Annotated in this window: 19 protein-coding genes; 4 read left to right on the forward strand and 15 right to left on the reverse strand. The window is 59.6% G+C overall.

The window, feature by feature from the left end:
* Nucleotides 1-110: 110 nt before the first annotated feature.
* Entirely contained in the window at nucleotides 111-311 is a 201-nt protein-coding gene (locus VG146_12485; protein HEV2393166.1) for a DUF2997 domain-containing protein, read from the reverse strand.
* Between the two features lie 2 nt (nucleotides 312-313).
* The gene (locus VG146_12490) at nucleotides 314-787 is read right to left on the reverse strand and encodes a hypothetical protein (protein HEV2393167.1); all 474 of its coding nucleotides are present in this window, start codon (nucleotides 785-787) and stop codon (nucleotides 314-316) included.
* Between the two features lie 142 nt (nucleotides 788-929).
* On the opposite strand from VG146_12490, the gene VG146_12495 reads away from it, so the two are divergent.
* Together VG146_12495 and VG146_12500 are read left to right on the forward strand one after the other, a co-directional pair.
* Entirely contained in the window at nucleotides 930-1,772 is an 843-nt protein-coding gene (locus VG146_12495; GenBank protein HEV2393168.1) for a DUF1080 domain-containing protein, read from the forward strand.
* A gap of 91 nt (nucleotides 1,773-1,863) precedes the next feature.
* Nucleotides 1,864-4,521, forward strand: coding sequence for a hypothetical protein (locus VG146_12500; GenBank protein HEV2393169.1), 2,658 nt, complete (start codon nucleotides 1,864-1,866; stop codon nucleotides 4,519-4,521).
* A 138-nt stretch (nucleotides 4,522-4,659) separates the two neighbouring features.
* Here VG146_12500 and VG146_12505 read toward each other — a convergent pair whose 3' ends face one another.
* The 3 genes from VG146_12505 to VG146_12515 all read right to left on the reverse strand — a co-directional run bounded on the left by VG146_12505 (nucleotide 4,660) and on the right by VG146_12515 (nucleotide 9,163).
* Nucleotides 4,660-6,783 carry a transglutaminase-like domain-containing protein gene (locus tag VG146_12505; GenBank protein HEV2393170.1) on the reverse strand — a complete coding sequence of 708 codons (2,124 nt, stop codon included), beginning with the start codon at nucleotides 6,781-6,783 and terminating at the stop codon, nucleotides 4,660-4,662.
* Nucleotides 6,784-6,799: 16 nt separating this feature from the next.
* On the reverse strand, nucleotides 6,800-8,146 hold the full coding sequence (locus VG146_12510; protein ID HEV2393171.1) for a DUF58 domain-containing protein: 1,347 nt from the start codon (nucleotides 8,144-8,146) through the stop codon (nucleotides 6,800-6,802).
* A 135-nt stretch (nucleotides 8,147-8,281) separates the two neighbouring features.
* Nucleotides 8,282-9,163, reverse strand: coding sequence for a MoxR family ATPase (locus tag VG146_12515; protein HEV2393172.1), 882 nt, complete (start codon nucleotides 9,161-9,163; stop codon nucleotides 8,282-8,284).
* Between the two features lie 249 nt (nucleotides 9,164-9,412).
* Between VG146_12515 and VG146_12520 the strand changes: the two genes are divergently transcribed.
* Nucleotides 9,413-9,565, forward strand: coding sequence for a hypothetical protein (locus VG146_12520; protein HEV2393173.1), 153 nt, complete (start codon nucleotides 9,413-9,415; stop codon nucleotides 9,563-9,565).
* 95 nt (nucleotides 9,566-9,660) lie between these two features.
* A complete protein-coding gene (locus VG146_12525) occupies nucleotides 9,661-10,362 on the forward strand; it encodes a response regulator (GenBank protein ID HEV2393174.1) in 702 nt (233 codons plus the stop codon).
* A 75-nt stretch (nucleotides 10,363-10,437) separates the two neighbouring features.
* Here VG146_12525 and queD read toward each other — a convergent pair whose 3' ends face one another.
* From queD to VG146_12575, 10 genes are all read right to left on the reverse strand, one after another.
* The gene (queD, locus tag VG146_12530) at nucleotides 10,438-10,791 is read right to left on the reverse strand and encodes a 6-carboxytetrahydropterin synthase QueD (GenBank protein HEV2393175.1); all 354 of its coding nucleotides are present in this window, start codon (nucleotides 10,789-10,791) and stop codon (nucleotides 10,438-10,440) included.
* A 6-nt stretch (nucleotides 10,792-10,797) separates the two neighbouring features.
* Nucleotides 10,798-12,162, reverse strand: a complete 1,365-nt coding sequence (locus tag VG146_12535) for an acyl-CoA reductase (GenBank protein HEV2393176.1) — start codon at nucleotides 12,160-12,162, stop codon at nucleotides 10,798-10,800.
* On the reverse strand, nucleotides 12,149-13,399 hold the full coding sequence (locus VG146_12540; protein ID HEV2393177.1) for a hypothetical protein: 1,251 nt from the start codon (nucleotides 13,397-13,399) through the stop codon (nucleotides 12,149-12,151). The genes VG146_12535 and VG146_12540 overlap by 14 nt, the downstream gene beginning before the upstream one ends.
* A 96-nt stretch (nucleotides 13,400-13,495) precedes the next feature.
* Nucleotides 13,496-15,466, reverse strand: coding sequence for a glycoside hydrolase family 97 protein (locus tag VG146_12545; GenBank protein HEV2393178.1), 1,971 nt, complete (start codon nucleotides 15,464-15,466; stop codon nucleotides 13,496-13,498).
* 519 nt (nucleotides 15,467-15,985) lie between these two features.
* A complete protein-coding gene (locus VG146_12550) occupies nucleotides 15,986-16,579 on the reverse strand; it encodes a sigma-70 family RNA polymerase sigma factor (protein HEV2393179.1) in 594 nt (197 codons plus the stop codon).
* Between the two features lie 111 nt (nucleotides 16,580-16,690).
* On the reverse strand, nucleotides 16,691-17,185 hold the full coding sequence (locus VG146_12555) for a hypothetical protein (protein ID HEV2393180.1): 495 nt from the start codon (nucleotides 17,183-17,185) through the stop codon (nucleotides 16,691-16,693).
* A complete protein-coding gene (locus tag VG146_12560) occupies nucleotides 17,182-17,529 on the reverse strand; it encodes a hypothetical protein (protein ID HEV2393181.1) in 348 nt (115 codons plus the stop codon). The genes VG146_12555 and VG146_12560 overlap by 4 nt, the downstream gene beginning before the upstream one ends.
* Nucleotides 17,530-17,775: 246 nt before the next feature.
* Nucleotides 17,776-18,180 carry a hypothetical protein gene (locus tag VG146_12565; GenBank protein ID HEV2393182.1) on the reverse strand — a complete coding sequence of 135 codons (405 nt, stop codon included), beginning with the start codon at nucleotides 18,178-18,180 and terminating at the stop codon, nucleotides 17,776-17,778.
* Nucleotides 18,181-18,276: 96 nt separating this feature from the next.
* Nucleotides 18,277-21,543 (reverse strand): efflux RND transporter permease subunit, encoded by a 3,267-nt coding sequence (locus VG146_12570; GenBank protein HEV2393183.1) that lies wholly within the window; start codon nucleotides 21,541-21,543, stop codon nucleotides 18,277-18,279.
* Between the two features lie 14 nt (nucleotides 21,544-21,557).
* Nucleotides 21,558-23,345, reverse strand: a complete 1,788-nt coding sequence (locus VG146_12575; GenBank protein HEV2393184.1) for an efflux RND transporter periplasmic adaptor subunit — start codon at nucleotides 23,343-23,345, stop codon at nucleotides 21,558-21,560.
* Nucleotides 23,346-23,384: the final 39 nt, after the last annotated feature.

Raw genomic sequence — 23,384 nt, forward strand, 5'->3', positions numbered from 1 at the left:
TCCTGTCCAGCCAGAGCCGCCTGCGAAGCGAAGCGCCCCATTGAAATATTCGCCCATGCCATCGTGCCCGCGGCGGATAAAATGGCGAAATCGCTTTTGCCATAAGCCATTCAGAGGCGCTGATCGATCCGGAACTGCACCTGCTCCTCAGGCTCGTAGAACTCGCTGGTTTTTTGTTCGGATTGAATCTCGCCGACAATTTGCTCGAAGAGCTTGACGGCCTCGGTGCAACTGCGGCCTTTATAACCTTTGACGTGGACCTCGACGCTTCCATCCGCGCCGATCGTAATGTTGAATTCGCGTTGAGCCATGGCTAACCCTCCCAATGCCGGACCTTGAGGTGGATGGCGCGTTCCTGCGTCCGCTCCTCTTCCACAACCACAAAACCCCTGGCCCGCATCTCGTCGGTTATTTTCCGATAGACGTATTCCTGAACCACGGCATGGCCTAGCTCTTCGCCCAAAGCCTTTAATGCATCGTGGTCCTGGCCCTGGCCGGTGACACACAGAGAGGCCTTGCCGCGGGCATCGCGCGAGAAGGTGACCGTCACGCCCTCGCGCGTCACGGAGAGCCGCTGGTCACGGCCCAATTGATTTGTCACCACTTCGCTCCGGTCAATTGCAAGATTGACGACTCCGCTGCTCTTGGCAGCGGCTGGCGCGCGGGCCTGATGAGCCGCTTCGGAGGCGACGTGATAGCCCAGGGACGCGGCGGCGGCGACCACGGCGGCGCTGAAGGCCGGCCATGCTGCTATAACAACCGGAACCAGAATCAGTGTTGCTCCCATAATCGGGTTTGGTGTTGTCCGTTCAGGAGTTTAGACCGAGCGATGTGCCATTCATCACGCAACACATGGCAGGATTGCCCCTGCTTCCCTATCCATGTTTAGAGTGCTTGACGAACCGGCCGGCCCAAGCACTATGGCTGGCATGAATAAACTGCTCCTCTGCCTTGCGGTCCTGGCGACGCGTTTGCCCGCCCTGGGCGCTGACGGCGCTTCTGCACAAACCGACCCTATTGACGGCTTTCGCGATACACCCCTCATTCCGGGCACCAAATGGCATCTGCACGATCCCGACCGTCCGCAGCCGCCGGTTGTCACTCCTGGCGCCAACTTTAGCCAAAACGCACCGCCGCCCTCGGATGCGGAGGTGCTTTTCGATGGGCACGATTTGTCGAAGTGGCAAAACGCCCTTGGCCAGGATGCCCCCTGGACGCTGAAGGATGGTTACATGGAAACTGCGGGTCGCGAAGGCATCCGCACACGCGGGAAATGGGATGATTTCCAGTTGCACGTGGAATTTGCCACGCCTTTCCCGCCCAAGGGTACTGGCCAGGGCCGCGGCAACAGCGGCATCCTCATCAACGGCATGTACGAGGTTCAGGTGCTCGACTCCTATCGAGCCAAAACCTATCCCGACGGCCAATGCGGCGCCATCTACGGGCAGTCTCCGCCGTTGGTCAACGCCAGCAAACCGCCCGGTCAATGGCAAACCTATGACATTGTCTTTGAGTCGCCTCGCTGGGATAAGGATGGCCAGTTGATCAAAAAAGCGGTGGTAACAGTTCTTCAGAACGGGGTGGTCGTGCAGAACCATTACGAGTTCACAGGTATCACCGATGGCATTACCCAGCAGGTCCCATGGAGGACGTTGTCGCGTTACGGCAGCCCGCAGCCGCCGGAAGTGTTCATCGAACTGCAGTACCACAATAACCCGCTGCGTTACCGGAACATCTGGATTCGCAGGCTCGATAAGCAGGATAAATCTTAGACTCGTGATGAACCTTCCTGGCAGAAGCCGAACCAGCAAAAAGCGGATTTCGCGGCGGATTCGAAAGGCAAATCCAAGCTGCGATCTGTTTATGGGAGGTTTGGTTTGTGCCGTGTCCTGGCTGTTGCTTTCGACCAGCGGCATCGCAGCAAGCCCGGCAATGCAAGTCGTCCGGGGAAGCGCGTCCGGAGCCGAGCTGGTCGGCAACGGCCAATTCGAACAGGCATCGGGTGGCAAGTTGAGCGACTGGACACCCGGTCCGAAGGGATTTGTTCTGGCGCCGGGTGAGGGGCGCCGCGGTTCTCGTGGGATACGCTGTGATAACCCGAGCGGCGCCGGGTGGTACGGGGCGAGCCAAACGGTGGCCTTGAACCGAACCAAAGCTCTGCCCTTGATTGTGCGCGGCTGGAGCAAGGCGGACAATGTCAGCAGCGGAGCCGACAGCGATTATTCGCTCTACGTGGACATCCTTTACACTGACGGCACTCCGTTGTGGGGGCAAACCGCGGACTTCCGAACGGGCACGCATGATTGGGAAGCGCGCGAGCTGTTAATTCTTCCTGAAAAGCCGGTTAAATCGCTGACCCTGCATTGCCTTTTCAGGAATCATTCAGGCAAAGTTTGGTTCGATGACCTGAGCGTTGAAGAGCTGCGGAGCCAGGCCGGCACCGTGCTGTTTCAAGGGGTGCCGGCGACTCCGGGCGCACGGCTCACCGCGGCTCCTTCGGCGGGACCTCAATCGGACGCTTCGATTACCCAAACACGCGACGGATTGAAGCTGGTGATGCGGGATAACACGGTCGCTTCTTTGAGCGTCTCTGGAACGAACCTCGCGAGCGATTCCCCCTCGGGATTCCTCGCAAGGGATGTGGGCGCCGACTCGGACTTTTATGCGTTCGAAGGGGGCGCCTGCTCCGAGTTGGGCCTCAAATTGAAAGCTCAGTTCAGAGGCGAGTCCGACCACATTGTCATCGAGGGCCGCCTTTCCGACTTTCGGGGTAAAGACCGGGCGGTGACGCTTGTTTTCGCGCTGCCGCTCGATGCGCTTGGGTGGCATTGGAATGACGACATCCGCCACAGCCGCTTGATTGAAGGGGCGGGCGAATTCAGCAAGCTGGTGAGCATCAAATGCGGGGCTACGGGCTCGATGTCGCTGTATCCGCTGGCTGCCATTTCGAGTCAAACTGAGGGATTGGCCCTCGCGATTGATATGGGGCAACCCGCCCAATACCGTCTTGGTTACCACGCCGGGACCAGGCAACTCTTCATTGCCTATGATTTCGGGTTGGCGCCCGATACCGAGCGCTTTCCATCGAGCGCAGACTTCCGTTTCGTGCTGTACCGCTTTGATCCGCGCTGGGGTTTCCGCGCCGCTTTTCAAAAGCTCACCACCATTTTCCCGGATTATTTTGTGGCGCGCTCACGCGAGCAGGGGCTTTGGATGCCCTTTACAGACATCCGCACGGTGCAGGGTTGGGAAGACTTCGGGTTCAGATACCATGAAGGCGATAACAATGTGGTTTGGGACGATGCGCACGGGGTGTTGAGCTTTCGCTATACCGAGCCGATGACCTGGTGGATGCGGATGCCCACGGAAGCGCCGCGAACCATTCCTGAAGCGCTGCGCCTGCGGGATGAATTGGCTAGGGGCCCGCGGCAATTCGAGCGGCAGATGGCTGAGGTTAGCCAGGTGGCGGCCATGTGGGATGAGACGGGCCAGCCGTGCCTGCTCTTTCGGAACGAGCCATGGTGCAACGGGGCGGTCTGGAGCTTCAACCCCAACCCGTTCCTTCCGGCCGTTGGAAATGTTGGTTCGGCAGGCAAGCAGGGTGCGCTGCCTGCACGGTACAATGCCGCGACCGTTCACTGGAACCAGGCGCTACGGCAGGCGTTGTACGGGCCCGGTGCGAAGGGCAAACTGGATGGAGAATACCTTGATTCACTCGAAGGCTATGTCACCTCGGACCTGAATTTTCGCCGTGAACACTTTCGCTACACCACCGTGCCGCTGACCTTTTCGAGCGAAACCCGGCAGCCGGCGTTATTCAAGGGCCTGGCAGTTTTTGAGTTTACGCGCTGGTTTTGCGGGCAGGTCCATCAATTGGGCAAGCTGACCTTTGCCAACGGGGTGCCCTATCGCTTCACGTATCTCTGCCCGTGGCTGGACGTTCTGGGCACCGAAACGGACTGGCTGCGGGAAGGCCAATATCGGCCCGCATCAGACGAGCAGATGAGCCTGTGGCGTACGATGTCCGGCGCCAAACCGTATCTGCTTTTGATGAACACCGATTTTGACATCTTCACCTCAGATATGGTCGAGCGCTACTTCGAGCGGAGCCTTTTCTATGGGATGTTCCCAGGCATGTTCAGCCATAATGCGGCTGATAATCCCTACTGGCAGAACCCGAAGTGGTACAACCGAGACCGGCCGCTGTTCAAGAAGTTCATGCCGCTAATAAGGCGCGTCGCCCAGGCTGGGTGGCAGCCCGTTACCGAAGCGGCGTGTGACAACAGCAACATTTTTATCGAGAGATTCGGCCCTGAACCAGGCGGGACAGTGTTGTTGACGCTTTTCAATGGTACCGGCAAGCGCCAGCAGGGCAAGGTTCATGTTCAGTTGGCTGCGCTTGGCCTGGCCGGCTCTACGCGCGCCCGCGAATTGATTTCCAGCAAACCGCTCGAAGGCGCCGCCGATTGGGAAATGGACCTGGCCTCTCAAGAGGTAAATGTGGTTGAGCTGTCGAGATGATTGCGTGAATCTGAAGTCTCAGAACACGTGATCCCGGCTTGGAGTTCTGCCGTGTGCCTGGAACTCGCATGGGCTCAAAACGGAGTGATGGAGTGCTGGAGTATTGGTTTCCCACCACTCCATCACTCCAATACACCATCACTCCGTCTCACTCGTTTTCCACGAGATCAGGAAGTCCGAGTCTTCCTTTTTAAGGACCTCCTGGAGGCATTCCCTGGCTTTGGATTTGAGTCGTTGCCTGCCTGCTGAGTCCAGTCCACGCGGATCAAAGCGGTATCGATAATGCAGCAAGAGCAACTCCTGAAGGGCAAGCCGGTTTTGACCCAGGGCGGGATTCTCCAGCGCCCGCCCGAGCCAGTCGGAGAGTGGCTCGCTGGCATCGCGGGCCACCCCCCTCTGAGCCAGGGACCGTTCGAGTTGATAAAATTCCGAGTCCAGCCCGGGCCACAATACGTCCTGGGTGCTGCCTGGACGCTGCCGGCGCTGGCGGTGCCGCCGCCGGAAAACAATCTGATAAAATAGAAAGACCAGAATCGGTATGAGGGCCCAAAGGAAATACTCGCGCAAATGCGTTTGGCCCCAGCGGAGTTTGGAGAACTGGAAAGTGACCCAGGACCATAAATCTTGCAGGGATTGGAGTTTGGAGGTTCGCTCGCCCTCAATGGAGACCCAAGTCGGTGGCGTGAAATCGACGTCGCGCCATCTTGAAGTGGCTTTGTCCCAAACCAGGCACCAGGCATGCGCATCGCGCAGGCGCACGACGTATTTTTCCCCCATCCCCTCATGAACGTCAAAGCCGACGGCGTAGCGGGCCGGGATATGCAAGCGCCGCAAAAGCAGCACGCCGGCGGTTGCGAAGTATTCGCAATGGCCGGTCCGCGTGCGAAGCAAAAAGCGCGTCAAGGGCGTTTCGCCGGTTCGGCTGATTCGGCCGGGGTCGCTCCAGATGCTGTAAGAGAACTGCTGGCGGAAAAAGCGGCTCAGGGTCCTCAGGGCCTGGTCGCAAGTGAGGCTATCCCCCGCCTGCAACTCGGCAAGGACTTGGTCCAAAGCAGGTTTCTCGAGTTCCGGCACGCGGAGATCGAACCGCTCATCGGGGGCCGAATCCATGGTGTTGCCGGGGCCGTAGCAGGCATCGAACATCACCATGTCCGGCCCTTCCTCCAGGACAGCGCCGAGAGGACTTTTGCCTAAATCATAAGCCATCAAATGCTCCAGGCGCCCGCTGCCGGCGGGCAATGGCAACAGGGCGGTGCCGCCTTCAAGATAGCACGCGATATTGACGGTAGAGGAGTTGGTCTTGCCATGCACCAGGATGTAGGTCTGCTGGTTTGTTTCCTCAGAAACCCGCACGAAGGCATTGGTGGTGATATCGGCATACCAAGTTTGATGCTTGAAGGTGCGGTAACTGGTTTCACGCAGCAGGCCTGGTGGGGCGCCCGTTTTGGTCGTCAACCGGATAATGATTTTCTTGGAGGCCTGCAGCCGCCCGATGCGCCCCAGCTCAGTTCGGGTTTGAGCCGGGTCGAAGCGGTGCCGGCTGAAATTCATCCACCACTGCGGGTTGAGATTGCCAATATAGGCCTGCAACTGGCTCAATCCACGCTGGCCGAAGTAGGCTGACACCAGTGCGATTGCCAGCGTAGCGCTCCACATCGCCAGCCCAAAGCGCTGCGAGCGTTGAGGCCATAACGCCCAGCTAACCAACGCGCAGAACCCGAGAAAGAAGCTCAGGCTCTCCGTAAAATGGGCGCTAGCCGAGAATAAGCAGAGCGCCAGATACGCATACGACACATCAATACACCGGCTTTCCGGCAGAGGCCGGCCCAGCTTGCGCGCCCGGCTCCAACGCAGGCGCAGAATCAGTGAAATGGTTTCCAGCGGGATACCGCCTTTCGAACTATAGACCTGCGCGCCGACGAACAGAAAGAAGCTCATCGGCAGCCAGCGGAATAGAGACGCTAGCGTGCGCGCGGTGGCATTGCCCGCCTCACGGGTGCTGAAAAAGTTCGGGTCCTGAAACAACCCGCGAAAACCCCCGGGGCCGTCATTTACCGTGAATGCGTACACGGCCGCCCCCAGCAACAGCAGCGCGCAAAAAGTCCAGATGCGCCGGAAATCCGTATCAGAAAACTCCCACCGCGGCTTAAGCCAGCGGCTCGATTCGAGGACCACCCCCATGACCACACCCGGGACAATAAAGCCAGTCTGCCACCCCCAAAAAACCAAGCCAGCCCCGACAAGCAAAGGAGGAGTCTTCATAATCCTGGGCCGCGCCTCATTTTAGTTTGCCCAAACCCGATTCGATCGCGCCGACCTCCAGCCGATGAAACCGCTCCGGTTCGTCCTGCATTGGACCGAGCTCGAAAGGCTTGGTGTTGCCTCGTTCGGCCACGACTAGGACCAGCACCGGAACACCCAGGCCCCTCAGTTTGCGAATGAACTCCTGCCGCTCGCTGTCCCAGGCAAGCAGGATGCAAATGCAGCCGCTGACGAGTTCCACCCTGCTTAGCACCAGCCGTTCCAGGGAGCCGAATGAGGGTTCGTGGCAGGGGCGCACAGAGGCCAGCACTTCGAGCATTTGGTCGGTTTGCCCCAAGCCACGCCCGCCTGTGAAGCAATAGGACTCCAACCCGACGAACAGCAAATCGAGCAGCGATTCCTGGGTTTGAATCGTGCTGGCGAAGGAAGCTGCGACCGACACGGCTTCCTCGAACGCTTCGCTCCGTGGGTCGTCTGTGAACGTGTCCAGGACCAAAGCGTGGCGGACATAAAACTCGTCCTCGAACTCTTTGACGACTGGCTTGCCGGCTCGAGCCCAGCTTCTCCAATGAATATGGCGCATGGGGTCGCCGGGCCGATATTCGCGCAAGGCAACGAAATCCTCGCTCTGGCCGACGTGCGAGGCCAGGGCAATACCGCCTTGCTGGTATTTCATGTTTCCCGGGAGATCAATGAGCGGCAAAGGGTAGCGTTTGGGCAAAATCAATACCGATTGGGTCAGAGACACGGGGGCCAGCGCACGAACCAAACCAAGCGGGTCAGGCCGCGCCAAAGTGACACCTTCGAGCCGCAAGAGCCCTCGGCGCAAGGGCATTAACTCGGCCTGGACGGCTACCTCCTGCCCCGGCAAACTGGCCGGCACCGGCTTTTCAGAAGCTGCTGCGAGGTTGAATGGATTCGAGGCCCGCCGCCGGTTGAACCGGAACGAGCGCGCCCGCTTCTCATCGGCCAGTTGCACCGCCAGCCAGTCGGCAAATGGCGGGCGTGGGTCGGCAAAATCCTCGAGCATGGTCAGGCCGTGCTGGGTTTTATGCGTCAGGTTCTTCAGTTGCACCGTGTAGTTCAGTGGAGAGCCCGCTGTGCCGAACCGGGGCAAGAGCCGCATCGCAGAGAAACGGGCACGGAAAACCCAACTGAAACCATACGCCAGCAAGAGCAGGCAAAGCAGAACTGCAAAACCCTGATAAGCGACGTTGTTGTCCGTGTCGGGGCACATGATTGCCGCAAAAGCCAAAGCCCCAAGCACGATTAACCCGGCGTTGGTAAACCGGCGCCGGCCCCAGTGTCGCAGACCGGAGAATAACCGGTACAACCGGTAGAGGACTTTAAAGATTGGCCTCATCTTTTCATTGGGAGCCACTGGCGGGGCGCGCCCGTTCGGGGTGGAGCGAGCACCAAACTTGCAGCGCCCAAGGTATTTCCCAAACGCTCATGATTCTAGCCTTGCTGCGCCCGCCGGACGCGCACCGAGGTTCTTTCAAGCAGGAACCCGGGTTTTCTTTACAATCCCCTCGACCACTGCCCGCGCGGTCAGGCCCGAGAAGCGGGCCTGGGGTTCCATAACCAATCGATGGGCGATGACCGGCACAGCAATTTCCTGGATTTGTTCGGGAATGACAAACTCGCGCCCGTCGAATAGTGCAAGGGCCTGGGCGGTTTTCATCAGCGTAATCGAGGCGCGCGGGCTTGCGCCCAATTGGACGCCTGCGGCCGTTCGGGTGGCGCCAACCAGATCGACTGAATAGCGCTTGAGTTCCTCGCTGATGCGCACCGCCTGCACAGCCTCACGGAGCATCAATACCTCCTCGAGCGTCGCGCATGGGGCGAGGTCTTCAAGGGGGTGATTGCGCTGGTGCGCTGTCAGAATCGCGACCTCATCGGCCGATTGCACGTAACCCAAGGCAAATTGCATCGCAAAGCGGTCCATCTGCGCCTCGGGCAGAGGGTAAGTGCCGCGAAATTCGACGGGGTTTTCCGTAGCAATGACGAAGAACAACCCGGCCAAATCGCGCCGTTCGCCATCCACGCTAACCTGGCTCTCGCCCATCGCTTCGAGCAGAGCCGATTGGGTGCGCGGCGAGGCGCGATTGATTTCATCTGCCAGCAGGATATTGGTGAAGATGGGGCCCTCGTGGAAATGAAACTGCTGGTCCCGCTGATTAAACACCGACACCCCAAGAATATCTGACGGGAGCAGGTCGGGCGTGAACTGGATGCGCTTGAATTGGGCGTCAATCGAACGGGCAAGGGCCTTGGCCAATGTCGTTTTGCCTGTTCCGGGAAAATCCTCGAGCAAGACGTGGCCGCCGCTGGCCAAGGCGGCCAAAAGCGACCGCGTCGAGCCGGCCTGGCCTTTCATAATCCGGGCGATATTGGCCGCGATTTTGCGATACACCTCGCGGGCGGCCTGATGCCGCGCCACAGGGTGTGTCTCGGTTGGCTCTCGCTCCACGGGACGGGGTTCGACTCCCAACCCTGGTTCCCTTGGATGGACCCCCTCGATTGCATGCGGCTGAGCTGTCACTGGCGTCATAATTTAGCGGCGCTTTTCGGGCGCTGGCTCATTCTAACCGTCAAAACCCCTCACCGCGAACTAATTTCGACCACGATGAGCAATCAGGTTTATATCTCTCTTGAATCCAGCACGAATCTCGTCAGTTGGACTGATGCCACCAACGGCGTTATGGCGGACCGGACGTCGCGCGGTTCTTCCGCATTCGCATTGGAAAACCCAACGGACCAATATCAGCTTCGCGATTGAATCCCTTCGTGGAATTCGTGCAATTCGCGCCATGAATTTCGCGGCAGGGGACCGTCCTGATAGATGATTGGCACAAGGAGTGCTCTTTCAAACCTATGAATGTCCGCAGTACCGTTCTGCCTTTAGATGACGAACTCGCCGGGTCGCAGGCACAGCGTTTCGGCAAAGAGCAAATCCTCATCGTCGAGGACGATCCTACCATCGCGCAGGACCTAAAGTACAAGCTCCAGAACCTCGATTACGAAGTGGCTGGCATCACGCCTTCAGCCGAGGAGGCAATCGTCCTAGCCCAGAGTCTGAAACCGGACCTGGTGCTCATGGACATCCACTTGGCCGGCGAGATGGACGGCATCCAGGCCGCCGAGCAAATCCGCACGTTGCGAGTCCCGATTGTTTACGTCAGCGGCTACTATGACGGTCCCGTGCTCCAGCGGGCTCAGCGCACCGAGCCCTATGGTTACATTCTAAAGCCCTACCGAACCGAGGACCTCAGAATATCGGTCGAGATGAGTCTGCAGAGACACCGGGCGGAGCAGGAACGAGAGCGATTGCTCCAGCGATTCCAAGAAGTGCTGGCCAGCCTTAAAACGCTGACCGGGCGGCTGTCGATTTGCTGCTATTGCAAGAAAATTAAAGACGAGGCCGGCGACTGGCCGGACGTTGAAACCTACGTCATGAAGCATTCCCATGCGTCCTTCACCCACGGGATGTGTCCGGACTGCCTGACGCGATTACAAAAACGGATCGACGCCATTGACAAAGTGGATGCCGCTTCAGGATCGGTCGTTTTAGGTTAATATTCCCGGGTCCTCCATCACTGCGTAGTTCCTGATGATTCACCGAACCTCCTAGCTCAACCATCGGCCGTCCATTCAACCCCGATACACACAACGCGCAGTGCATGTTTCAGCGACCGCGACCTCGGTCAGGCCGGGCAGTTTGGGCTTGAGCCGGTCCCATATCCAAATGGCAATGTTCTCGCTGGTCGGGTTTTCCAAGCCACGGACCTTGTTGAGGTAATTATGGTCGAGCTGTTCCCAGAGCGGCTTGAATGCCTCTGTTATATCGGCGTAATCTATTACCCAGCCCAGTTTCGGATCGCACGGGCCGTCGATGACAATCTCGACTTGGAAACTGTGGCCATGCAGACGCCGGCATTTATGGGACCTGGGCAAACGCGGCAAGAGGTGCGCCGCCTCGAATTGAAACATTTTGCGTAGCTCCATTTTGTCTCAACCCTGTTCCCAATCCGACCATACAACCAAGTCCGCCAGGGCCAGACGGCCATCATGCCGCCAGGCCAGGGGCGGTTGCTGCATTTGGCCCAGCGGACAGACCCGCGTCACACCCCAGCGGGCCAGCTCGGTTGCCAGTTCATGAACCCGTTGCTCGGGGGAGGCCAGCCCCACCGTCGAGACTCTGCCGCGAAAAGCATCGGCGTGTTGCAATGCCTCGCTCACACCTGCAACCGGCTTCACATAAATGAAACGGTACAGGCAGGAAAGCTGGAACCGGGGGTCGGCTTCATAAACAACTGTCCAAGCGGTCGCGCCTTTGCTCGACCACACGCGCGTCCCGGGCGAGTTGGCGGCGCGCAGTTCGTAAATGGCCCGGCGCGAGGCGATGGCCGCCGCTGCCTCGGCGGGCGGTTGGCCGCGCGGCTCGACCGCTTCGCGTTCGGCCATTTCCTCCGCGAGCAATTCGCCGAATTTTTCCGGCGTCGAAGCTCCGCCTTCTTGCACGTAGATCACATGGGGCGAGAGGCAGCCGAGCTGGTCCCAGGCCGCCACATCGAGGGCTGCGCGCGCCGCGAGTTTTCTGGCGTTCCAACCGGTGACGGCCTCATGGGCGACGTACGCAAAGCTAACACGGTGTCCATATCCTAAGAGCCGCGTCTTCGGGGGGACCCGCCGCCGAATGTCCTCCAAGGTCTGATCGCTGCCGGTTGCGATTACGCAATCTGCCTCGGCAAAAAGCGCCTGCTCGCATTGGGCATCGCCTCCGCGCCATTCGGCGATTTCAATGCAGGCGCCCAGCTTGGGGTCGGCGTCGTAAATGGAGTGGGCCAGGAGCCGCGGGAGCAAGGCGGCGCCGCTGGCGCACTTCACAAATTGGGCTGAGCGCGCCAACACGCCCAGGATGATGCTCATGAAAGCAGGGCTCGGCAAATTCCCCGCTGCGATGTGCGCCAGAAGCTCCGGCCCGGTCGCCAGCGCGGCGCGATTGGCCTTTTGCTCATGCTCGCTGGCGGTCATTTTGTCGAGGCGGTGGGCGTGGCCGAGGTCCTGGTTCAACAGCGTCTCAAAGGCATGCGGCGTCAATGTCTTGAAAAACCCGTCCAATCCCGAGGCCAAAGTTGCGCTGGAAAAGCCGGTCGAGCCGGAGCCTTTCTCGAGGGCGAGTTTGCGGAACGGAAACTCGGGGTTGAGCCAGCTTTTCGCCAACTCGCTCAGGAGGTGGACCAGGCTGTGGGTCGAGCGGTGGGCCAGGTAACGTTCGCGATTGCGTTTCAGTGTTTGGCACGCTTCCCCAATCAAGGCAGGGTTGACGGCAGCTTCCGGAGGCAGATCGGCGATAAAATAATCAGGCAGGTTCATCAAGGTGCTCTTTTGAAACCTCGCACGCCATCAGTGAGCAGCCGCGCGGCTCGGCCAGGGCTGCCCGGCCCAATAACTCAAAGCGGTTGCCTCGGCGTACGGCCAAATCTTCAGTTTGGATAGCCAGGACAGAATAGACATTGGCCAGATCGAAGATGCGAAGCAAACCGGTCTCGCCATCACTCACCTCTCTGCCACTCTCAGGCGAAATAACCTGCGCTCGGGCCCAGGGTGGGAAATGGAAGGCCCCCTGCGCCCGAGACGAGGGCACTCCGATGGCAGCACGCTCGCCAGACCTTGCCAAGAGGGCATGGGCGCCGTGCGCACTTGCCACGCTATCATAGGCTTGCGAGCTTAACTCGCTCATCCCATATTCGCTAATCACCCTATTTTCTGGAACGCCGAGGATGGAATCCATCCACTCGTGCAACTCAGCTTTAGATAAGCTGCGTGATCGGCCCTTGTAACCGCCGGTCTCCATGACGCGCGACCCGGGCGGCAGCCGAACTCGAAGAGCCCGAGCCTCAAGACTGTCGAGCAAGTGCACGAATAAAAACGCGGTGCCGAGCAGTAAAACAGGCCGCTCAAGTTCGATCCCTTCCTGTAAAACCTCGAGCGCCCCTGCAATATCCAGCGTCCACGCCCCATCTTCACTGAGGCTGCCCAGAAATATAGTGTCAGGCGCGCCTAATTGGCGCCGAATCGTCTCGCACATATAGGCCAGCGATGAATGAGGCGCTTGGGTTGGATTGGGTACGAGCATTACCAGACGAGGGGCGGCCGGCTGGCTTCGGCCACTCGGGCTGCACTCGGTCCATTCCGGGAGCAAATGCTTTTGGAACCAGGGCCATAGCGAGGCTTCATAAATGGCAAGCGACTCTGTATGATGCCAATGCCGGCTTGGCCGATGCTCGCTGGTGCCGCTCGAGTGGAAGACTGCCGTCCCCTCACGCGCGCCAAGGCAGGAAAACTCGAATTCCTTGAATGCGGAAGCCGGCGCGGCGGGAATCTCCTGCCAACTTACCACATTGGCGGGGCTCATGCCCCGGCGCTCGCAAAGTTTGCGGTACGGGACATTGTTCTTGAACTGAAGGTCGAACAGTTCGAGGGCTAGGCGGTTGAATTCCGACCCAAGCGCCGGTCCGAAGGCCGCCATATTTGCGGTTGGCTCATTGCATCCACGAATAAACTCGCGGAGGCGCTCGCCGAATTCCTTGAAACTAAAAATAGGACTCATGCGGTTTTATTGCCGGCTGGTTTTCCGCCACAGCCTGGGATGAATATATACCGGCGGGAAGTTTGAGGGCAAACTATTCCACTGCTACAAGAAATACTATCTTTGTGATGGAGCCGGGCTGAACCGCGCCACAAACCCACCGTCGAGGGCAATGTGGACCTTGAGGGTTTGATCGGATGAGACTTGCAGGTTTTCCATGGTGAGGTGGTTGGGGTCGGTCTCGGCATCGGGCGCATCTTTCCAGAGGTCGGCCCGGTATTGTCCGGCGCCCAGGAAAGTGAGTGGCAGGTCGAGGTCGCGAGGGTGCCGGGCCGACATGCAGCCGATATACCAGGTTTTGCCTTTCCGGCGCGCGGTCACGAGCAACTCGCCGACCTTGCCTTCCAGGACGCGCGTTTGGTCCCACCAGGTGGGCACGAGTTTGAGAAAATCGAATCCGGGCTGGCCTTCGTAAGCTGTGGGGTAGTCGGCGAGCATGGGGTTGGGATTGTCGAAGCAGACGTACATTGCCAGATGATGGCAGCGGGTGCCGAGGACGTTCGGGGCGATGTTGTGGGGCTTGAACGCGGCGCGCGTCACGGCCCTGAATCCGCCCAGATGATAGTCCATCGGCCCGGCGATGAGCCGGGTGAAGGCCATGTTGAGGTTGTGCTCCGGCGTGCAGCGGTCACTCCACTTAAGGTATTCCAGATTGAGCGCCCCTTCATGGTTCATCAGGTTGGGGTAGGTGCGCTGCCAACCCGTCGGCTTCCAGACGCCGTGGAAATGAATCAGCAGGTGGTGACGGGCGGCAGCTTGCAGAATGGATTCGGCGAACTCGACGGATTCCTGGTCGTCGTGGTCGAAGAAATCCACCATCATGCCGCTCCAGCCCATTTTCTCGAACGCCGTGAAGGCCTCCTCAACTCGCCCGCGCAATGCCCCCTGGTGGACCCAAGTCCAGAGCCGCACATGCTTCGATTGCGCATAACGGCGAATGGCCGGCAAGTCGAAGTCCGCCCGAGTCCGTGTAACATCGGTGTCGGGGCCGGGAGCCACGCCCAAGTTGGATTGAAAATACCAGGGGGAGACCGTCTTCTCGTCTGAAGTCAGTGAGTGAGTCGGAATTCCATTGCGCGCGCAAAAATCGATGTATTTTTTTGCCATCGCGAACGAGAGAATCGGCAGGGTGCGGTGGCCGTCGTAAACGTCGCCATTCCACCAAGAGAAGGTGATTTTGCCTGGTTTAATCCACGACACATCTTTAATGACCGAAGTCTCGTTCAGGCAATAGGTGGTGCTGGATTCCAGAAGCGCTCCGGGATGGTCGGCCACCAGCACGACGCGCCAGGGCGTCAGCATAGGCAAGGGCCGCACGACCTTGGCGCCGTCGGGGCGTGGCGTGAGTTTGCAGACCAGCTCGCCGCCGGTGGTGGGGCTGGCCGGGCGCATCAGGGACATTCCGGCGTAATGACGCAGCGCCGCCTCGGTGATGGCTGCGTAGGTGCCATCGTCCCAGGAAAAGGTCAGGGGCATGTCCAGCAGCACGTCTGGGGGCAATTCGCGGCACGCCACGGTGGTCACGTTGTGTTCGTGGGAAGTGCGGTAGCTTTCGAGATACTGCGCATAGGCCGTGGGCTCGCCTTCAATCCGGAACGAGGTCGTTTCGTCCGCGATAGTTACGGTCTGGGCGCCGGCGTTTTTGGGCAACTCATAACGGAATGCAACGGCGTCGTTGTAACAACGGAACACTACGTCGAGCCGGCGATGTTGAGGTGTTTCCAGGATGAACCGGGTTTCGCGGAAATGGTCATCAGCGTGATCCGCCTTGCCGAACAAGACAGGGATGCGACGGTTCAGCGAGCGGGGGCGCTCGCGGAGCACCTGGACGCCTGCCAGCAACTCACCGGCGTCGGTCGTTTGCAGACCCAGGGCGCAGTTGGTCAGGATCGGTTTGTCGTGAAACCACGCGGCCCATTGCGGGCGGTCAGCCGAACCCGGCACCGGCATCTGGATCGAGACGCGGATGCGGTTATCGGGCGAGGCGATTCGGTAAAGGGTCTCGGCTCGGGAAACGAACGCGCTCAAGCCAAGTAGCACGCAGGCGATTGCCGTGCCAAGCCAAGTAGCTTTTCCTGGTAGAGTGGGAACTCTCAAACGGCATAGAGACCTGCCGATGGGTTGAGTGCAGGAGGTGGTTGTCATGGGCCGAGAGTACCTCCGCTGCCGCTGACTGCGCGAGTGTTTAATCGCCAGAGTTGTGAAGCCTATGGCCGGCCGAATCGATAAGTGTCGGCGTGATCAGGACCAGCAGCGACTTGGGCGAGTTGCCCCCTGCCTCGAAAGGAGTTCCCGATTCATCGAGCGGATTGCCAAGCAATAAACTTTGCCCGGCGCGGACCTTAACCGCCGGCGCGGAAATCTCCCTGACCCGAAAATGCGGGACGGTCCAACGCGTTTGGCCATTACACTCATGCCGCCAGTGGCTTCCACCACATCTTTCAACGCCACCACTGAGTCGCGCGATAAAGTTTCCGGATGACGTGGACGAAAAGACAGGGTGGTTTTGTCCCAAAACGGGCTGGTGGCGCTAGTGATTGGGTTGCTTCAAGAGGCTTGCGCCAATTCGCCCAGCCCGGCGCGCAGTTGTAGCCGCGCGCGATAGATGCGAGTCTCGACTGCCTTGACCGAGCAATTGAGGATGGCAGCGATTTCCGCCTGCGACATCTCCTCGTACACGGCCAGAATAAGCGGTTGCCGCAACTCCTGTGGCAGCGCTGCAACGGCCTTTCGCACCGCGTTAGCGCGTTCCTGGGTTTGCAGGTTCTGGTCGGGCGCCCGGTCGAGAGAAGGGAGGCTGTCCTTTAGAGCCGCCTCGGACTGGCCGTTTTCGGCATCGAGAGAGACTTGAGGATGTCTCGAACGCCAGCGGTAACGATCCCGGACCAGGTTGCTGGCAATAGCATAAAACCAGGTGGTGAACTTCTGGTTTGGATCGAATTTCGCCCTGTTTTGATAAATTCTGGCGAACGTTTCCTGGGCCAGATCGGCGGCGTCATCCTCATCTTGCAACGAGCGGAGGAGATAATGGAAAAGCTTCTGCGCATGGCGTGCCATCAAAGCGTTTAAAGCAGCTTCATGGCCCTCCGCCAATAGGGCCATGTCGCGCGTATCCAGTTCGTCCGTAGCGGGCTCGTTCATGGGCTCGTGGAGCGTAGAGCGTGGAGCGTGAGGTTGAGAGTTCCACGCTCAAAAGTATGCAGGTTCCACGCTCTGGACGGTCCACGCTCGACGCCCGGACGCTCAGCCGGTCTAACGCTCACCACGCACCTCCGCCATGGGATGGTGGTGGCGGGTTTCCATTGCCGGGTCGTTCAGGAAGGCCTGCTGCTCGACCCACTCGAGGTAGCGCCGGCCCTCGTCGGGCGGCATCGCGCGGCTGACTTCCAAAAAATGGTTGAGCATTTCGGCCTCGCAGTCGGCTCGTGTCTTGGCGCGTTCGGCCAATAGGTTCTGGATTTCGGGCGTCACTGAGGATGCCTGGGAGAGTAATTGCTCGAGCTGCCGGTTTTGCTCGGCAATGCGCAGACAGCGTTGCGCGCACTGAGGCAAGTAGGCCGCGTGCAGCCTGGTAATGCGCGCGAACTCGGCGTCACTCAAGTGGAACTCCTTTTTCAACCAGGCCAACTCGGGTTGCGGCTGGCTGATCATGGCTCGGCACGGCGCCGTGCCGAAATAATAGAAGCCTGAAAAGGCCGCAGCGCAGACCAGCAGGCCCGACAATAAAATGAGTGCGCCCTTTTTCACTGTTCTGAAGGAGCCTTGCGATAGGGATCAATGGACTGCACATAACGAGAACCCAAAGCCGCGTCCAGGCGGCTGGTTTCTCTCTGGGCGGCCCAGGAGCCGGCCATCACCCCCAGCACCAGCAAAACTGCCACATAGGAACAAGCGAATCGGGGCTGCGGCAGCGCGGCTTCAATGAGGCGGCTCAATGAGGCCAGGAAGGTTGGCGCGGGGCGAGCTTCCGTTCGAGCGATCCGCTGCCAGACTTGTTCTTCAAAACGCGGCGGGAGCGGGGCATCCACCACCCACTGCTTCAAGACTTTGTCCAGGGCGCGGTCCTTATCGGGTTCATGATTGGGTTTCATACAGCAAACGACAACACGAGATTACCATTCGCCACAGATGGGAACAACGTTTTGGATGGGCGCGCCGCAGCCACCGTGGCAAGCGGTTGCTCCCCATCCCGCCACGGAGTACACCTTCGCTTTGAAGGACATCCGGCCTTGGGACCGCTATGCAACCAGTCCTCGAGGTTTGTCGGTATGGTTCTGTGGGCTTTCATTATTTCGAGAGGCTAACTTTTGGCGCGCTTGGGATGTTTCTGACCCGGCTTACTTAAGCGGCGCGATGATGACTGGCGCGGTGCGCTCATCCAGTTGTTCGCGAAATTTCGGGGACGCGGTGATGCCATCGGCGCCAGTCGGGCGATATGCGGAAACCGCCACCTCGGTAGTGGGCGCGCCGCTCACGACTACTTCCCGTTCGGCCAACATTTGGCGAAGTTTGGGCGAGGCGGTAAGGCCTTCCAACCCGGGTGTCCGATACGTAACCATGGCAGCGGCCACCGAGGGGCTTGCGAGCGCGGCAGCCGCTCTTTCGTTGAGCCTTTGGCGGACCTTGGGCGAGGCGGTAATGCCATCGTCTCCGGTGGGTTTGTATTGGGCGCTGGCCGCGCTGGCCAAGCTGAGAGTTGCGGCGACAGCCGCGGCGAACAGGACTTTATTCAGATTCTTCATGGTTTTGTCTTTCTTTGGCGGCTTAACCCGCCGGTTTCTTCTGTTCTTTAATACGCCGCCGCAGTTGGAATCCCTCACCATTATTTCATGGCGCGGTCAAGCAGCAGGGCCTGGCAATGGTTCGCCTGGTTTCTTGAGCTCCTGCGAACGCCACAGGTAAAAGATGGCGGGATAGACCATCAATTCCATGATGGTCGAGGTGACGACGCCCCCCACCATCGGGGTAGCGATGCGTTTCATGACGTCGGCGCCAGCGCCGTGGCTCCACAAGATGGGGGCCAAGCCGGCAATGATGACGCACGCCGTCATGGCTTTGGGGCGGACACGCTTCACCGCGCCGTGGTAGATGGCGTCGCGGAGGTGGGCGAGGTTATGCATAAGACCCTTCTTCTGCCATTCGGCGTAAGCGAGGTCGAGATAGAGGAGCATGACGACCCCGGTTTCGGCGTCTAGACCGGCCAGGGCGATGATGCCGACCCAGACGGCGACACTCAGATTGTAGTGAAGGATGGCGAGAATGCCAATTGCCCCCACCAGGGAGAAAGGCACGGCCAGCATAACGACGGCGGTCTTGATGGCGGAGCGCGTGTTGAGATAGATGATCAGGATGATAAGGAGCAGAGTGAGGGGAACGACGAGCATGAGTCGTTGCTTGGCCCGCTGCATGTATTCGTACTGGCCGCTCCAAAAGATGTTGTAGCCGCTCGGCAGCTTGATTTGGCCCTTGGCGATGGCGTCGTTGACGGCGCGCATGGCCATCTGGACGTAGGTGCCGATGTCAATGTCCTTGATGTCCACATAAATCCAGGCGTTGGGGACCGCGGCTTCGCTCTTGATGCCCATCGGCGCCCGTAACACCTTCAGAGTGGCCAGTTGGCTCAAGGGCACCTGGGCGCCGGTGGGCGCGGGGATGATGATCTGGCGCAGGGCGCCCAGGTTTTCCCGGAAATCGCGGTTGTAGCGCAGGTTGACGGTGTAGCGCTCGAGACCCTCGACCGTGGTAGTGAGGGGCATGCCGCCCAACGCGACTTCCAGCACGTCTTGCACGTCGCCCACCTTGAGGCCGTAGCGGGCAATGGCGTCGCGGTCAATGTTGAACTCGATGTAGTTGCCGCCCATCGTGCGCTCCGCAAAGGCGCTCAAGGTGCCAGGAACGCCCTTCACCACCGCTTCGATCTCGGAGGCGACGAGCTCGAGTTCCGCCAGGTCCGGCCCGGCGACTTTGATGCCGACGGGGGTCTTGATGCCGGTGGCCAGCATGTCGATGCGAGTCTTGATGGGCATGGTCCAGGCGTTATTCAGGCCGGGAAACTGGATCGCGGCGTTCATGGCGTCAGTGAGTTCATCAGGCGTGCGGCGGCGGTGGGCAATGACTTTGCCATCCGCGTCTTTGATGTCCACAGCGGGCCATTCTTCCTCGGGCTTGAGCATGATCGTGGTTTCAATCATATCCATCGGCGCCGGGTCGGTGGCCGTTTCAGCGCGGCCAATTTTGCCGAAGACGTGATGGACCTCGGGGAAGTTCTTGAGGATTTTGTCGGTTTGCTGGATGATGGCGCGGGCTTCGGTGACGCCGAGTCCGGGAAAGGTCGTGGGCATGTAGAGCAGGTCGCCTTCGTAGAGCGGGGGCATGAATTCGGAGCCGAGGTTCTGGTAGGGGAAGTATTTTCCAAGCTTAAACGCCCATTCCTTGACCGGGCCGTTGGGCAACAGGCGGGCGGCGAGTTTATTCCAGGGGAAAAACACCCAGACGATGAGGGCGGCGGCGGTGAAGACGACCAGCCATCTCCATTTGATGACGAAATCGATGACCGGGTGATAGAGCCAGATCAGGAAGCGGTTGATGGGGTTTTTCTCCTCGGCCGGGATCTTGCCGCGGATGAAGAAGCCCATGAGGACCGGAGCCAGGGTGATGGAAAGGATTGCCGCCGCCGCCATGGAGTAGGTCTTGGTGAAGGCCAGCGGTTTGAACATGCGGCCCTCCTGCGCCTGGAGGGTGAAGACCGGCAGGAAGGAGACGGTAATGACCAGCAGCGAATAGAAGAGCGTGGGGCCGACCTCGACCGATGCATCGCGGATGATGTCCCAGTGAGGCTTCCTGCCCTGGTCGTGCTCCATGTGTTTGTGAGCGTTCTCAATCATGATGATGGCGGCATCGACCATGGCCCCGATGGCGATGGCGATGCCGCCCAGAGACATGATATTGGAGCTGATCCCCTGAGTGAACATGACGAGAAACGACATCAGCACGGCGATGGGCAGGATCAGAATGGCGACAAAGGCGCTGCGCAGGTGCATCAGGAAGGCAATGCAGACGAGCGCTACGACGATGCTTTCCTCGAGGAGCTTTTCTTCGAGTGTTTTAACGGCGCGCTGGATGAGCGCGCTGCGGTCATAGGCGATGCTGTATTTCACGTCCGGCGGCAGGCCCTTCATCGCGGCGTCGAGCTTCTTCTTCACGTCGAGGACGACCTGGCGGGCGTTGGCGCCGTAACGGACGATAACGACGCCGCCGACGGTTTCACCTTGGCCGTTGAGTTCGGCGATGCCACGCCGCATGTCCGGTCCGAGTTCCACGTTGGCCACCTGCCCGAGGAGGATGGGCACGCCGTTGTTGCCGACACTCACAGCAACCTTCCTCAAGTCGTCCAGGGCGTGGACGTAGCCCCGCACGCGCAGGATGAATTCCTTTTCGGCCAACTCGATGGAGCGTCCGCCGACTTCGCCGTTGCTGCGCTGGACGGCCATCGCCACGTCCGAGATGGAAAGGTTGTACGCGCGCAGTTTGGTCGGATCCACGGTGACCTGGTACTGCTTCACGAACCCGCCGATAGAGGCGACTTCCGACACCCCTTCGACCGAGGCCAACTGATAACGCAGGTACCAATCCTGCATGGAGCGCAGTTGGGCCAAGTCGCGGTTGGTCGAATTGATGGAATACATGAAGGCCCAACCGACGCCCGTGGCATCCGGCCCCAGTGCGGGCGACACACCCTTGGGCAGGCGGTCGCTCAAGCCGCTGAGGTATTCCAACACGCGACTGCGCGCCCAATAGGGGTCGGTGCCGTCCTGAAAAATCACATAGACGAACGAAAAGCCGTAGAACGAATAGCCGCGCACGACGGTCGCCTTGGGCACCGAGAGCATCTTGGTGGTAATTGGGTAGGTAACCTGGTCCTGGACGATCTGCGGTGCCTGGCCGGGCCATTGCGTGTAAATGATGACCTGCACATCCGAGAGATCGGGGATGGCGTCGAGCGGGATGTTTTTGAGCGCATAGACGCCGCCCAGGACGAGGGCGATCGTTCCCAGCAGGACGATGAACTTGTTGTTCAGCGAGAAATCGATGATGCGTTTGAGCATAAACTCCTTGCCGCTCAGTGCTGATTTTCGGGCATGACCATCCCTTTGGGCATGGCTTCGCTGCCGGACGGGACGGATTTGGGCAGTGACGGGGCCTCCATCACTGGGATGAGCGTCATACCGCACTTGGGGCACTTGCCCGGTTTGCTTTCGTGAACGTCGCTGTGCTCGGGCATGGGACACGTATAATAGAGCAGCTTGCCGCCGGGCTGAAGCTTTTGCAGGGTGGCAGCCGTGACGGGCACGAGGGTCATGCCGCAGATGGGGCACTTGCCCGGATGATCATATTCAATCGAGACGTGTTCCGGCATCGGGCAGATGTATTTGACCACGGGCGGTTGCGCCGGCGGCTTGGTGGGGGGCTTTGCCTCTCCCGGGACGACGTTGGTGGCTTCGGCTGAGCCGGGCATGATTTCGGCCGGCTTGCCCGGCTCGCGCATCTTCAGGATGGCTTCGCGGAGTTGGCTTTCGGAGTCGAGCAGGAACTGGCCGGAAATCACGATGCGCTCGCCGGCTTTCACTCCACTGATGACCTGGTAGGTGTCGTTCTCTGCTTGTGGCCCCAGGGTGACAGTCCGTGGGTCAAACTTCCCGCCTTCCAGCGCCACAAAGACGGTATTCTTCTCGCCGCTGCGCAGGATGGCCATGTCGGGAACCAGCACCGCGGAAGGCTCCAACTCAGATATAACCTGAACGGTGGCGAACATGCCCGGCTTAAGGAAGTAGCCCGGGTTGTGAAACTCCATGCGCACCTGAGCCGTGCGGGTTTTCTCATCCACGTTCGGATAAACATAGGTCACTCGCCCGCGAAATTCGCGGTCCGGCAGGTAGTCCAGCGTCACGGTCGCCTCCTGGCCCAGCTTGATATACACCAGGTCGTTCTCGTAAATCTGCGCCTGCACCCAGACCAGGCCCAGGTCGGCCAGCCGGTAGATTTTCATGCCCGGCTCTACCATTTGGCCTTCCACAACGTCTTTCTCGATCACGAACCCATCCTGGGGCGCGAGGATGCGCAGCGTCTTGCTCGGTTGGCGGCTGCGCTCCAATTCCGAAATCTGTTGGTCGGAAATATCGAAGAATTTCAGTTTGGTCAGGGCGCTGGTTCGGAGCGCGGCAGCTCCGGGCGCGTTGGTGCTTTGTTCGAGGGCCAAGAGGTACTCCCGCTGGGCGCTGTAAAGTTCAGGTGAATAAATCTCAAACAGCGGCTCACCGCGCATTACCAATTGGCCCGTGGCGCTTACAAAGAGTTTCTCGATCCAGCCTTTGAACTTGGTGGTCACGTCCGCCAAAGTAGTCTCGTTGTAATTGATGATGCCCACGGTGCGGATGGTTCGGCGCAGCGGCCCTTGGGTCACCGGCGCGGTGCGCAAGTCCATGTCCTGCATTGTGACCGGGTCAATCGAGATCAAGCCCGATTCCTCAGAACCTGCCGCCGCGCTCTCATAAACGGGAACCATGTCCATCCCCATGCTGTCTTTGGCGGCGACCGGGCTGGTTTCCCCCGGCATCATGGTGGATTTGTAGTAAACTATCTTGCGCGGGCCGGTCGGAGCGTTGGTCGATGCGGGGTGGGGCGAGGCTAGCTGCTTGCGGACGGGAGTGAGCCTCATGCCACAGATGGGGCAATTGCCGGGATGGTCCTGCACGACCTGCGGGTGCATGCCGCAGGTGTAAAGGGTTTTGGCCGCCTCGGCGGCATGCATGTGGGCGGCGCCAGTGAACAAAGCGGTGGTCCCACCCAACAGCGCCACAGCTAAAGCGAGGAGAATCGAGGACTTTGTGCGTTTATTTCCAACTTTCATATTTGAATTTGTTCGGATTTCGAAATTCGAAATTCGGAA

It is taken from the genome of Verrucomicrobiia bacterium (genome assembly GCA_035946615.1).
GTDB lineage: Bacteria > Verrucomicrobiota > Verrucomicrobiia > Limisphaerales > UBA8199 > DASYZB01.